Raw genomic sequence first — 13944 nt, forward strand, 5'->3', positions numbered from 1 at the left:
ACGTTCTGACGCTTTCTATTTTGTAGGGTTGTTAATTTAATTTTTACTAATCAATTAGCTTGTGACAATCGGTTTGTAAGCAGCTTGTTTATAAACGAAACCTTTAAGCCTTTCGTTTGCTCACAAGCTAATTGAGCCAAGGCAGAAACTGCCTTGGCTACTTTGGAAGTATTAACGGTTAACCGCTTCAAGTTTCCAGATGTTGTTCACGTAGTCGCGGATAGAGCGGTCTGATGTGAACTTACCAACCAATGCTGTGTTAAGAATTGCTTTCTTAGCCCAACCTGCTTGGTCTTTGTATTGCGTGCCCATGTCTTCGTGCGCTTTCACGTAAGAGGCGAAGTCAGCAAGACATAGGTAAGGGTCACCACCATCTAGCAGGCTATCAAACGTTGCACGTAGAAGACCTGGTTGACCTGGAGTGAACTCATCGCCAGTCAGTAGGTCTAGAGATGCTTTCAGTAGTGGGTCTGCATTGTAGTAGTCGTATGGGTTGTAGCCCTGAGCTTTCAGTGCTTGAACACCATCAACGTCTAGGCCGAAGATGTAGATGTTTTCATCACCCACTTCTTCACGAATCTCAACGTTTGCACCATCCATCGTACCGATAGTTAGCGCGCCGTTTAGAGCCATCTTCATGTTGCCCGTACCAGATGCTTCTTTACCAGCTAGTGAGATTTGCTGAGAAACGTCTGCTGCAGGGATGATGATTTCAGCCATGCTTACACGGTAATCAGGGATGAATACCACTTTCAGTTTGTTACCGATGCGAGGGTCGTTGTTGATCTTCTCTGCAATCTTGTTAACTGCGAAGATGATCTCTTTCGCTAGGTGGTAACCCGGTGCTGCTTTCGCTGCGAAGAAACATACGCGTGGCTCACACTCGAAACCAGGTTCGTTAAGAATACGGTGGTACAGAGATAGAATGTGTAGCAAATCTAGGTGCTGACGCTTGTATTCGTGTAGACGCTTGATTTGAACGTCAAAGATAGCGTTAGTATCTAGCTCGATACCCATGTTCTCTTGAACCCAATCAGCAAGGCGCTGTTTGTTTTCTTTCTTAACAGCCATGAATTCTTTTTGGAATTTCGCGTCTGTTGCAAACTTAGCGATGCCTTCTAGCTGCTCAAGTTTTGCAGGCCACTCAGTACCGATCTTGCCAGTAATTAGCGTAGATAGACCTGGGTTACAGAACTTCAACCAACGACGTGGCGTGATGCCGTTCGTTACGTTAGTCAGTTTGCCTGGGAAGATTTCGTTGAACTCAGGGAACAAGTCTTTCTTAACCAGTTGTGAGTGAAGTGCAGCTACACCGTTTACTTTGTAAGAACCAATCACACATAGGTTTGCCATGCGAACCATGCGGTGGAAACCTTCTTGGATGATAGAAAGCTTCGCTTGCTTCTCACCGTCACCAGGCCACATCTTGCGAACTTCTTGCATGAAGCGGTGGTTGATTTCAAAAATGATTTCCATGTGACGTGGAAGAAGACGGTTGATCAGTGATTCAGACCAAGTCTCTAGTGCTTCAGGAAGTAGTGTGTGGTTCGTGTAGGCGAACGTATGTGCACTGATTTCCCATGCTTGGTCCCAAGATAAACCTTTCTCGTCAATCAAGATGCGCATTAGCTCAGGAATCGCAATCGTTGGGTGCGTATCGTTAAGCTGAATCGTTTCTTGCTTAGGCAGATCTTCTAGAGAGAAGCCTGCTGCTTCGTGACGACGTAGAATATCGCGAACAGACGCTGCTGAATGGAAGTACTGCTGCATTAGGCGCAGAGTCTTGCCTTTCTCGTGGTTGTCGTTCGGGTAAAGAACTTTAGTGATGTTACCTGCATCGATTAGCGAGTGTTGCGCTTCGAAGTAATCACCGTTGTTAAAGCTTGCTAGTGAGAATGGTGCGATTGCCTGACATTCCCAAAGACGCAGCGGGTAAACCGTGTTTGACTCGTAACCTACGATAGGTAGATCCCAAGGCATTGCTTTTACTTCCATACCTGGAACCCAAGTACGAACTTCTTTACCGTCGATGAATTCAACGTCTACATGACCGTAAAAACCAATGTGTTGTGCTAGCTCTGGACGAGCTACTTCCCATGGGTAACCTTCAACACCACGCCATGCGTCAGGTGCTTCTTGTTGACGACCGTCTTGGAAAGATTGTTTGAATAGACCGTACTCGTAGTGAAGACCGTAGCCTACTGTTGGGTATTCTTGAGCGGCACAAGAATCCATGAAACAAGCAGCTAGACGACCAAGACCACCATTACCTAGTGATGGGTCGCGTTCTTCTTCTAGAAGGTCAGTTAGGTTTTGACCAAGCTCTTCCATTGCATGAGTGATCTGTTCGTATAGACCCATGCTGATCAGGTTGTTACCTGTTAGACGGCCAATCAAAAACTCTAGTGATAAGTAGTTAACGCTCTTCGCGTTCTTAATTTTTTCATCATTTTCAGTTTCTAGCAGGTCAAAAGTCGTTAGCTCTGCAAGAGCACGACCCATTGCTAGATACCATGAACGGCTGTCTGCTGTTTCAACGGTTGTTGCGTAGGTTGCAGATAAATGTTTCTTAACACTCTCTTGGAATGACACTTTATCGAAAGTTTTTTGCTGAGTTGGTTTCATTTCAGAAATCTCGCTTTTAATAGTTCTAATTCATCTGTGACATATCGTGCATGGTCACCATAAACTAAACATCCTCCCGCTAATGCAACTGACTAGGAGTAGATGGGAGGGCGTAGGGGGCGTACCGACTTAGGGTTAGTGATCTGACTCTCATGTTCTGACTGCGAACAAAAACTTGGAGTGACTAAGATCACAAGCTCCCGTTCGATAACTTAACTTCAATTGATGTGACTTTTATTTAACCAGATTAAAGTCATTGTCAAATCTGATATTCAGATCACGAAAATAATTTCCAACTCTCATCTTTTGCATAGATTCCCGTGTAGGGATGAACGAAGTCACATTCACAAACCGACCCGCAACGTGAGCAAAGTCTCAAATAAAGGGCGTAGACACCCAAAAACATGCAGGAGCGCAAGGTTTCTGAGGAGGATCGTAGTCGGTAACGTTTTGCTTCACGTAATATGAGTAAAGACTTAAGTAATTAGGCTAATGTCATTGGAGTGCACTCAACGATAGATTGGGATATTCCAGAACATAGCCACGGAATAGGTGTAAAACTTCGATATGTGGATCCCTTCGAAACTGACTCGTCCCGGCCGCTTACATAATGCAATCCTACGACCTAGGGTTCTCGATCTGCTTCACAATGCAGATTGCTATAAGCTTGTGTTGTTCCGCTCTCCAGCGGGCTACGGCAAAACCACCATGGCTGCACAATGGTTGGTAGATAAACCTAATGTGGGTTGGTACAGCATTGATGATAGTGACAATGATGCCTTCCGCTTTATCAACTACCTACTTCAATCACTTAATAAAGCGACTCAAAATGCCTGTCCGAATGCCCAAAAACTGGCAGAAAAGCGACAGTTTTCATCGCTGCATTCTTTATTAAGTGAAGTATTTGCCGAGATGTCGGAATTCCATCACGAGTGCTTTCTGGTGTTGGATGACTATCACTTGGTCAACAATGACGACATCCACGAAGCCATGCGCTTCTTCCTCAAACACATGCCCGACAACCTAACATTGGTTGTCACCAGTCGTGGTACGCCACCACTTGGTACAGCAAACCTGCGCGTTCGTGACTTAATGATCGAATTAGGTAATGACTCGTTGGCGTTTGATACCGAAGAAACCACACGCTTTTTCAACCAACGCGTAGCCGACGGCATTGATGACACCACGGCAGACAGTATTTGTAGTTATGTAGAAGGTTGGCCTTCTGCGCTGCAACTTATCGCGCTGCAAGCACAACACCAAAAACGCACTCTTGCACAGTCCGCAGAGTCATTCTCTCACTTTAACCACGCCCATCTTTGGGACTACTTGGTTGAAGAAGTATTCGACCTGCTAGACAAAGAAACCCGACAGTTCTTGATGCAATGTTCTGTGCTTGATCACTTCAACGATGAACTTGTGTGTGCGCTTACACAGCGTGAAGATGCGTTAGGTATGATCGAATCACTCAACCGTTTTGGTTTGTTCATCTACCCGCTTGAAGGTGAAAAGAACTGGTATCGCTTCCATAACTTGTTTGGTGAGTTCCTCGCACATGAGCGTCAAGCTCGAATTCCTCAGCAAGAAGCAGAACTGCATCGAAGTGCTGCAAAAGCGTGGATCAAGCAAAACACACCACACCAAGCACTACGTCACGCACAGCGCGCTGAAGATCCAGAACTGATCATTCAAATCCTGACTGAACACGGTTGGCCGATGTTCAACCAAGGTGAGCTGTCGTCACTAGAGATGGCGATCAAGCAACTGACTACCGATCAACTCTACAGCGAGCCAAAGCTTTCGATGCTACGCGCGTGGTTGGCACAAAGTCAGCACCGTTATGATCAAGTGGGTACTTTGTTGGAAGAGGCTGAGACTCAATATCAAGCTCGAAACATTGAACTCGATACTCAGCAGCAAGGCCAATACAACGCCTTACGCGCACAAGTTGCCATCAACAGCAATGAGCCTGAGAAAGCATTGGAATTGGCTGAGCTTTCGTTGAGCCAATTGAACACCACAGTTTATCGCAGCCGCATTGTCGCAACCTCGGTTGTGGGCGAAGTGAATCACGTAATGGGTAACCTAAGCCGTGCGCTACCAATGATGCAACAGACAGAAAAACTGGCACGTCAGTATCAGGTTTACCATCAGGCTCTGTGGGCGATTCTGCAACAAAGCGAAATCTTGATTGCTCAAGGTTATGTTCAAGCTGCATTTGAGCTACAAGACAGTGCATTCAAATTGATTGAAGAACATCAGCTGCAATACGTACCTCTGCACGAATTCTTGCTGCGTGTTCGCGCTCAGATCTTCTGGTGTTGGAACCGACTAGATGAAGCGGAAGAGTGTTGCTACAAAGGATTAGATATCCTTGGCCACCACTCTCCGAGTAAACACCTGCACAGCTATTCTATGTTGGCTCGTATTTCATTGAGCCGCGGCGAGATTGATAAAGCGTCGAAATTTATCGACCAGATTCAGCACTTATTGCGTCAATCGACTTACCACGTAGATTGGACCGCAAATGCTTCTCTTTCTTTGATTCTTTTCTGGCAAGTAAAAGGCGATAAAGAAGCGATACGTGATTGGCTGAGTGTGGCTGTTCGACCTGAATCGGCAAGTAACCACTTCTGCCAACTTCAGTGGCGAAACATCGTTCGTGCTCACATCATCCTTGAGCAATACGAAGAAGCTGAAGAAGCGCTGACTTTCCTTAAGAGTGAAGCCCAGCGTTCGCACCTGATTACCGACACCAACCGCAACTTGATCGTTGAAGCCGTGTTACGCACACAAATTAACGATGAAGACAGCGCACGAGTACTGCTTGAAGAAGCGCTTCATATGACTAACCAAACCGGTATGGTTGGTAACTTCTTAGTCGACGGTGGGACTATCGGGCATATCCTAGATAAGTTGAGCAACAAGCCTGGCTTAGGTGATTTAGAACGTCACCGCGCGCAACAAATCATGAAGGATATCTCAACTACGCAACGCAGTCGTTCGGTGCATTTCGATGAAGACTTTGTTGAGAACTTGGTTAATCACCCGAATATTCCTGAGCTGGTGCGTACTAGCCCACTCACCCAGCGTGAATGGCAAGTGCTTGGTCTGATCTATTCAGGATTCAGCAATGAGCAGATCGCTCAAGAACTAGATGTAGCGGGTACCACGATCAAGACTCACATCCGCAATCTTTACCAAAAGCTCAACATTGCTAACCGTAAAGAAGCAATCAGCACTGCGGAGAACTTGCTGCAGTTGATGGGATACTAAAGCGGGTTCGAGATTCGAGATTCGAGATTCGAGATTCGAGATTCGAGATTCGAGATTCGAGATTCGAGAAAAGTTGAAGCTAGTCGCCAATGGTGGCTAGCTTTTTTTTGCTTGGAACATGGGAAAATAGCAACTTACCAAACGACAGGCAAAAAAATAGCCAACCGCAATAATCGCGATTGGCTCTATATATTTGTGAACAAATCATAAGTTCACTAACAACGTCAGTTGGCTAGGTGACCCTCGGCTTAAGAAGGGTCAATGAATATAATGCAGTTAGCGTGCCAACTTTTATTCGACGTTTTATAAGCCCTGCATCGCATAAAAACCATGAATTTATCATGCGAATTGCAAAGTGCATTTGCATAATGCAACCAAGATGCAATATCGATAAGAGATCAGTTTCATCGCTGCTGTTAATGACAAATCACTAAGTGGTTGTTATCTAAATGTTAGGCAAATATTCAGTTCAACTTATTGCCTTACAATTAATAGAGTAATAAAAGCCCTTCCCCAAAAGCATATTCATACTTTTTTTACACTAAAGTTTGTATACTGCACAAAATCATCCTCAACTCTATGAAGCAATGAACTACTTAAGTACTTTTTTCAAAGGCATGGCAATGGGCGCAGCAGACGTTGTTCCTGGTGTGTCGGGCGGAACCATCGCATTCATCACTGGTATCTACGATACGCTGCTAGAAAGCATTCGCAGAATTAACCCTAGCGTACTTGGCTTATGGAAACGCGAAGGCTTCAAAGCCGCGTTTAATCACATCAATGGTTTCTTCCTAATTTCACTGTTCGCAGGCGTATTCACGAGCATTGCGACATTTGCAAAACTGATTTCTTGGTTATTGGTCACCCACCCTGTTCCACTGTGGTCTTTCTTCTTCGGCCTGATCTTGGTGTCGGTTTTCCATATTCTTAAGCAAGTAGAAAAGCGCGATATGATTCGCTTCGTGTTTTTACTGCTTGGCGTTGCTTTCGCGTATAGCATTACCGTACTTAAGCCGCTGCAAATGGAACCGACCAGCATCAATGTTCTCATAGCGGGTGCGATTGCTATCTGTGCGATGATTTTGCCGGGTATCTCGGGTAGCTTCATTCTGCTATTGATTGGTATGTATGGCCCAGTTCTTGGTGCAGTTAAAGAGTTCCAAATCGATGTGCTTGCGCTATTCCTTAGTGGCTGTGTGATCGGCCTACTGACTTTCTCGCACGTACTCTCTTGGTTACTGCGCTCATTCCGCGATTTCACATTGGTATTCTTAACCGGTTTGATGATCGGTACGCTACCTAAGATCTGGCCGTGGAAAGAGACCATCAGCTGGCGCACAAACTCAAAAGGTGAACAAGTTCCTCTGATTCAAGAAAACCTATCACCATTTGATTTTGAAGCCGTAACCTCTCAGCCTTCTCAACTGGTCATGGCGATTGTGATGATGTTTGTTGCGATAGCCTTAGTTCTAGGACTAGAGAAGTTTGCAGAGCGTAACGCTGACTAATCATTCAGCGTACTTCTGGAACATGTTCAGAACGGATAGAACCTAGAAATACTAAGCTCACATATCTAATAAACAGACAAAAGCGAAGCCAATGGCTTCGCTTTTTTAGTTCTACCATACGCACAAAATTGCTTTTTGATACAAGCACGTATTGAGGGGTATGATAACATCGCCGCTCTTATAAAATTAGATGAGAACACGACATGCACTCTGCATTAAAGGTTGCTGCTGTTGGGATCGCTCTCGTGGCAGGCTTTTATGGGCCGCAAGCAATTCAGCAGTTTAAATCAGCAATGGAGCACTCAACTGCCGACGTCAACTTAGATGATTACTGCATGCTTTCAACCACATCATGTGAGCAAAATACCGTTGCGATGACACTCGATAGTGAGACGGCACAGCCACTCGTTCCAAGTAAAATCAAAGTAGTTTGGGAAGGCGCAGCCTCTGACACATTAATGCTGTCACTTACTGGCTTAGAGATGGAAATGGGCTCGGCACGTTTTCAATTAAAGAATATTGGCGACAATACCTATGAAGGTGACGTGATTTTACCTGTGTGCACCATGGATAAAATGACTTGGCTTGGCGAACTCACCGATGGTGTTGAAACCGTAAACCCTGCAATAAGGATGGCAAGATGAGTAAGAATTGGTCGTTAGCATTAGTGGTAGCGTTTGTACTTGGCTTTGGTGTCAAAAGCTACCTTGATGGGCAAAACGAAGCTCAAGAGCAACACGCTGCAAAGAAAGAATTCTCTGCAACAACCCTTTTCGGTAAAGACAACCAGCCAACGGAAATCTTTGACCAAACTGATGACAGAATTCGTATCGTTTACTTTGGTTTCACTCGCTGTCCAGATGTGTGCCCCACTTCTCTAGCAATGTTAGCCGGTGCACTTAACCAAGTTTCTGATGAAGCAAAAGCCAAGATTCGCCCGATGTTTGTCTCTCTCGATCCTGAGCGTGATGCAGCTGAAGCCTCATACGAATACGCACAATACTTCCACCCAATGATGGAAGGGTTAAGTGGTCCGTTAGATGTGACAACCACGCTTGCACATAACTACGGTGTTATTTTCAGAAAGACCGAGCTGGAAGGCTCAGAGTTGGAATACACCCTTGACCACAGCTCATATTTTTATTTTTTAAAGCCCGACGGCACCTTGATTACTAAAGTGCCGCATACGTTAACGCCAGCGCCGATTGTTGAGGCCATCAACCAATTGACGCAGTAAAAGTAACAATAAAGAACTTAACCAATAAAGTTCGAATAAAAAAGTCAGGTCCCAGACCAAAACATAAAAATTAAGGACAACAACATGAAGTTAAAAGCACTTGCTCTAGCAGGCTTATTGCTCACTCCTCTTGCTCACGCCAAAAGCGACATTATGGTTCATGACGCGTACGCTCGTGCAACACCGCCTTCAGCAGTGAACAGCGCGGTATTCACGACTCTGATGAACCACAGCGATAAAGATCGCGCTATTGTTTCTGCGACAACGCCAGCAGCAGGAAAGGTAGAGCTTCATGATGTTATCGTTGACGGCGACGTAATGAAGATGCGCCAAGTTCAAGAGATCACAATCCCAGCGAATGGTGAAGCGGTACTAAAACCAGGTAGCCTACACATCATGTTATTCGACCTAAAAAGTAGCCTAAAAGAAGGTCAGCAAATTGAGATGACGCTGACCTTCGCCAACGGTGAAACGCAGACCTTCGACGCACCAGTGAAGAAAGTAATGAGTGGCATGAAAAAGATGAACCACGACCATCATTAATCGTATTCACAATTGATAAAATAATTTAAGCCACGATGACTTCTCGCCATCGTGGCTTTTTGTTAAACTGAGCTCGCTTTTTATTCAAAGCCTGACACATTAATAAACCAAGGAGAATAGAAGATGATTGTAATGAACACACTAAAACTGGCAGTAAAAGTAACGCGTTAATTTGTTTGGTTAATCAAACTTAAACACCGATCTACCAACTTATCGTCACTCTTTGACGACCGCACACTTTTACCCGGTTTACTGTTGATCGTAAGTGATCAATATCTGCATGCCTGTAAAGCATGACTCAATCCGGGGTCCTATCTATTTTGAATTCGACCCAAGCTCAAACATTTTTGACGTCTCGACGCTTTTTGATCTGACTAACGCTTTTCGATCTCATCAACAATCTGGGGTCTTAACAAGAGGTTAATGCTCTCATAAGACTTTAATCCTCTCACAAGAAAAGAAAGCTCGCACGTCTGGGTAAATAGACATGAATTCACAAACTGCATTTTCTCATCCAATGTCACTTCAACAACTTGGATGGCAACCTGTATTCCAACAACAACTGACACTCGAAGACTATGACCATTCCGTCATTGCTCGTATCGTCGCACATCATCGTAGTGGCTATACCTTAGCGTCAGAGCAAGGTGAAATTGTTCTACCCATCCACCAAAACCAACCGGCAATGACCGTTGGCGACTGGGTGATTTTGAACTCTGATCTGCAATTCGACCGTTTACTAGACCGTCAATCGCTCTTCCGCCGTAAAGCAGCAGGCAGTCGCGTAGCTGAACAATATATTTCAGCCAATATCGACACGGTTTTTATCGTGGTTTCGTTAAATAACGACTTTAACCTAAGCCGCATCGAGCGTTATCTCGCTCTCGCTAATGAAGCGCAAGTTGAAGCCGTTATCGTACTGACCAAGAAAGACTTGTGTGACGACTACCAAGACAAAGTACAGCAAGTGCAAAGCTTAGATCCGATGCTGATGATCGAAGCCGTTAATAGCCTAGACCAAGACTCTACTCAAGTATTAGCACCTTGGTGTAAAACGGGAAAAACGGTGGCTTTGATGGGGTCGTCTGGTGTTGGGAAATCTACACTGGTCAACTCACTGCTTGGGGAGACTCAGCAAGCCACGGGTGGCATTCGTGAAGACGACAGCAAAGGCCGACACACAACGACGTCACGCTCAATGCATTTACTGACATCGGGCGGCTTACTGCTTGATACGCCAGGAATGCGAGAGTTGCAACTTGCAGACTGCGCCGAAGGGGTAAGCGAAACCTTTTCTGATGTCGAAGAGTTAGCTATGCACTGTCGTTTCTCTGATTGCCATCATGAATCAGAGCCTGGATGCAAAATACGCAAAGCCATTGAGAGTGGTGAGTTGTCTGAAAGACGATTTAATAACTATCAAAAGCTATTGCGGGAGCAAGCCAGAAATGGAGCCTCATTGGCAGAGCAACGTGCTAACAGTAAGCAGCTTTCGAAGATGTACAAAACCGTTCAATCGGAAAGTCGAAATCTTAAAAAAGCTTCTAACTAAACCTTTAAGTTAACGACTATAAGTTAACGACTATAAGTTATATTTGAGACAAGCTTAGCCCCATAGTGTTAAACACGTGGGGCTTTTTGTTTCAATTTGGTCTTAGTATGACTATTTATGCACACAATGTTCTTACCAATAGCCGTTTACATTTCCAAACTTACAGTATATTGAGTCTATTAAATGTCATTTTGTAGATTTATAGCTCAATCAAAACACATTAATTTAACATTTAGCTCTAAAAACACCACGTAGCGCAAACAATCACCCTAAAAGTAAACTATTCCTAGACACCCTCTTAGATCCCGCTAATATGACCGCCCATTCCACTAGTGTATAGTCGGATTTGGTACAACTTTATAAAAAGATACATCACTATAATAAATTAACAATTGCAGGTATTTTATGCAAAATCACAACATGCTCGCCCGCATCGCTCGTGGAAATCTCGTTCTACAGATCCTTGCTGGTATTGTTTTCGGTGTCGTTCTCGCCATGGTTTCTCCTTCAGCTGCTCAAGATGCAGGCCTACTAGGTAGCCTGTTTGTTGGTGCTCTGAAAGCTGTTGCCCCAATTTTAGTATTCATTCTTGTTGCAGCTTCTATCGCAAACCAAAAGAAAGGTCAGCATACTCATATGCGTCCGATCATTGTGCTTTACCTGATTGGTACGTTCTCTGCTGCACTGACTGCTGTAGTACTGAGCTTCATGTTCCCAACCACTTTGACACTGGTTGCTGGCGCTGAAGGTGCTAACCCTCCTCAAGGTATCGCGGAAGTTCTTCATACCCTTCTATTCAAGCTTGTAGATAACCCGGTTAGCGCGCTAATGAATGCGAACTACATCGGTATTCTTGCTTGGGCAATCGGTCTTGGTCTTGCACTGCACCACGCATCTGCAACAACCAAAGCGGTTTTCGAAGACCTTAGCCACAGTGTTTCACACATTGTTCGCTTTATTATCCGTCTTGCGCCATTTGGTATCTTCGGTCTTGTTTCGACAACATTCGCAACAACGGGCTTCGATGCACTAGCAAGCTACGGTCAACTGCTAGCGGTTCTACTAAGCTCAATGCTGATCATTGCACTTGTGGTTAACCCACTGCTTGTATTTGCAAAAACAAAACAGAACCCATACCCACTTGTTCTGCAATGTATTCGTGAATCTGGTGTAACGGCATTCTTCACTCGTTCAAGTGCTGCAAACATCCCAGTGAACATGAACCTTTGTAAGAAGCTAAACCTAGACGAAGATACTTACTCTGTATCTATCCCACTAGGTGCAACGATCAACATGGCGGGTGCTGCAATCACTATCACAGTGTTAACACTTGCTGCTGTGCACACAATGGGTATTGAGATTGATATCTTCACTGCGATTCTACTAAGCCTTGTTGCTGCAATTTCAGCATGTGGCGCATCGGGTGTTGCTGGCGGTTCACTACTGCTTATCCCACTAGCATGTGGCCTATTCGGTATTTCTAACGATGTAGCGATGCAGGTTGTAGCGGTTGGTTTCATTATCGGTGTGATTCAAGATTCAGCTGAAACAGCGCTTAACAGCTCAACAGACGTCGTGTTCACGGCGGCTGTATGTAAAGCTGAGCAAAACAAAGCTTAATAAGCTCTAAGCTCTAAAAGCAAATAGCACATAAATAAAAAGGGAAGCATCAGCTTCCCTTTTTGTTGTCTTGAGTGTCTCGATTAGAGCTAAAACGACCTATCAACCGTACACAACCAATGAGTGCAATTTACTGGTTTCTGTTCCAGTTAGACTCAACAGCAGACTGACTGAAATCTAGAGGATCACTATTTAGTGTCGCTTGTCTCTCTGTTGATGCTTGCTCGGTATTCACCTGTTGGCTGTAATCAACATTCGTATCTTGAGCACTCGGCGCTTGAGTCGCTATGTGGCTCGCATCTACATTCAACTCATTACCTTCTTCATCGAGCACTTCTTTTACTTTCTTCGGAATCGGTATATTGCGTTTGTAGAGCTTGTTGAGCGCTTTAATGATTGAGTGCTTAGTGATTGCTTCTTGGGTCAGCTTAGTCATTATCGGCTTAGTCAGAGCCTGTAAGCCCACGACTGCATCCACACCAAGCTCCCCGCCTACTTTATCTCTCAAATGTTTGGCTTCTGAATAACCAAAATGAGCTGATAGGAATAACCAGATATAAGCGATGGCGTTGCCGTGTTCACCATGGTCGATCCAAGCTTCGCCTGCTCTAAACATCGCTTCTGCACTGTTCTTTTCTGCAGCCGTCTCAAACCAGTAAACAGCCTCACCATGGTTAGGCTCAACACCCACACCGTTCAAGTAACTCATACCGAGTTTGATCTTGCCGTCTAGGTTGTTTTTTTCAGCGGCCTTTTGGTACCACTCGACAGAACTCTCAGCTGAGTAGTCTGGGTTTTCTTTATCGAGACACCAGTCACCGATAAACAGCATCGCTTCGGTATTGCCACCAGCCGCAGACTCTTCAATATAGGTATAACCCTTAGGGATGTTCTTATCGGTTCCACGACCAAAGACGAGCGCTTTGCCCATCTCGAATTTCGCCGATACGTCATTGTCTAAAGCAGAGATTGCTAACTGCCAAAAGTTGGCTTTCTCTCTTAAAATGAGGTCTTCTTTACGCTTCATGCTTAGGCGTACAATGCCGTACATACCATTGACATTATCGAGTTGCGCCGCTTTGTCGTACCAATACAGAGCTTCCTTAATATTGTTACGTTCCGCTTCTTTTGCCAAATACAGAATCGACGGTACATGGCCGGTTTCGGCTTTGAAGTGACGCTCTTTTTGCTCTTGTATGCGCGCTTTTTCAATCGCTTTTCGGTAAGCGACAGCACGAGCCTTACGTTCTTGTTCCAAGCGCTGCTTTCTTAGCGATAAAGAGAGCAGCCACACGGCGACAAGTATTAACGAAAGAGCCGTCGCACCAATTGCGATTCCCATTGTACTCATAAAATATTTTAACCTAACTCGGTTGATACCAGCCTCGGTGTCGAGGAGTTATCAACCTATAGTGAATGTTTCGAATTAAAGGGAAAAGCGCCGTTATTAAAACGTTCCGCCCTAAAATGAACTCAGTTCAGTATCTCAGGAATACATAACGATAAAAAGTCTACTTAGACCTATCCGTATGCACGCCATAAATGATGTGATCTTGCTTCAATATCGATGACTTATGAAGACC

At 44.7% G+C, this 13944-nt stretch carries 9 protein-coding genes; 7 read left to right on the top strand and 2 right to left on the bottom strand.

Annotated elements, in window-relative coordinates; genetic code table 11:
* Positions 1-171 precede the first annotated feature (171 nt).
* On the bottom strand, positions 172-2625 hold the full coding sequence (locus MSG36_RS00960) for a glycogen/starch/alpha-glucan phosphorylase (protein WP_048610351.1): 2454 nt from the start codon (positions 2623-2625) through the stop codon (positions 172-174).
* Between the two features lie 567 nt (positions 2626-3192).
* Between MSG36_RS00960 and malT the strand changes: the two genes are divergently transcribed.
* The 7 genes from malT (at position 3193) to sstT (ending at position 12361) form a co-directional block, all read left to right on the top strand.
* The gene (gene malT, locus MSG36_RS00965) at positions 3193-5901 is read left to right on the top strand and encodes an HTH-type transcriptional regulator MalT (protein ID WP_050620425.1); all 2709 of its coding nucleotides are present in this window, start codon (positions 3193-3195) and stop codon (positions 5899-5901) included.
* A 587-nt stretch (positions 5902-6488) separates the two neighbouring features.
* Positions 6489-7409, top strand: coding sequence for a DUF368 domain-containing protein (locus tag MSG36_RS00970; RefSeq protein WP_048610568.1), 921 nt, complete (start codon positions 6489-6491; stop codon positions 7407-7409).
* A 203-nt stretch (positions 7410-7612) separates the two neighbouring features.
* Complete coding sequence (locus MSG36_RS00975; RefSeq protein ID WP_248365829.1) at positions 7613-8053, top strand: hypothetical protein; 441 nt, start codon at positions 7613-7615, stop codon at positions 8051-8053.
* Entirely contained in the window at positions 8050-8646 is a 597-nt protein-coding gene (locus MSG36_RS00980) for an SCO family protein (RefSeq protein ID WP_048610564.1), read from the top strand. Before MSG36_RS00975 ends, MSG36_RS00980 begins: the two co-directional genes overlap by 4 nt.
* An 84-nt stretch (positions 8647-8730) precedes the next feature.
* Entirely contained in the window at positions 8731-9189 is a 459-nt protein-coding gene (locus tag MSG36_RS00985; protein ID WP_248365830.1) for a copper chaperone PCu(A)C, read from the top strand.
* A gap of 487 nt (positions 9190-9676) precedes the next feature.
* Positions 9677-10741 (top strand): ribosome small subunit-dependent GTPase A, encoded by a 1065-nt coding sequence (rsgA, locus tag MSG36_RS00990; RefSeq protein WP_248365831.1) that lies wholly within the window; start codon positions 9677-9679, stop codon positions 10739-10741.
* Positions 10742-11146: 405 nt separating this feature from the next.
* Positions 11147-12361, top strand: coding sequence for a serine/threonine transporter SstT (gene sstT / locus MSG36_RS00995; RefSeq protein WP_048609829.1), 1215 nt, complete (start codon positions 11147-11149; stop codon positions 12359-12361).
* 130 nt (positions 12362-12491) lie between these two features.
* Here sstT and MSG36_RS01000 read toward each other — a convergent pair whose 3' ends face one another.
* Positions 12492-13703 carry a tetratricopeptide repeat protein gene (locus MSG36_RS01000; RefSeq protein ID WP_248366378.1) on the bottom strand — a complete coding sequence of 404 codons (1212 nt, stop codon included), beginning with the start codon at positions 13701-13703 and terminating at the stop codon, positions 12492-12494.
* Positions 13704-13944: the final 241 nt, after the last annotated feature.

This window comes from Vibrio sp. 1CM8B, assembly GCF_023161685.1.
In the GTDB taxonomy this organism is placed as follows: Bacteria; Pseudomonadota; Gammaproteobacteria; order Enterobacterales; family Vibrionaceae; genus Vibrio; species Vibrio coralliirubri.

Bases quoted from the DNA above. Each gene is read 5' to 3' on its own strand.
- sstT (WP_048609829.1), top strand. From the start codon at position 11,147: ATGCAAAATCACAACATGCTCGCCCGCATCGCTCGTGGAAATCTCGTT.
- MSG36_RS00960 (WP_048610351.1), bottom strand. From the start codon at position 2,625: ATGAAACCAACTCAGCAAAAAACTTTCGATAAAGTGTCATTCCAAGAG.
- MSG36_RS00975 (WP_248365829.1), top strand. From the start codon at position 7,613: ATGCACTCTGCATTAAAGGTTGCTGCTGTTGGGATCGCTCTCGTGGCA.
- MSG36_RS00985 (WP_248365830.1), top strand. From the start codon at position 8,731: ATGAAGTTAAAAGCACTTGCTCTAGCAGGCTTATTGCTCACTCCTCTT.
- MSG36_RS01000 (WP_248366378.1), bottom strand. From the start codon at position 13,703: ATGGGAATCGCAATTGGTGCGACGGCTCTTTCGTTAATACTTGTCGCC.
- MSG36_RS00970 (WP_048610568.1), top strand. From the start codon at position 6,489: ATGAACTACTTAAGTACTTTTTTCAAAGGCATGGCAATGGGCGCAGCA.
- MSG36_RS00980 (WP_048610564.1), top strand. From the start codon at position 8,050: ATGAGTAAGAATTGGTCGTTAGCATTAGTGGTAGCGTTTGTACTTGGC.
- rsgA (WP_248365831.1), top strand. From the start codon at position 9,677: ATGAATTCACAAACTGCATTTTCTCATCCAATGTCACTTCAACAACTT.
- malT (WP_050620425.1), top strand. From the start codon at position 3,193: ATGTGGATCCCTTCGAAACTGACTCGTCCCGGCCGCTTACATAATGCA.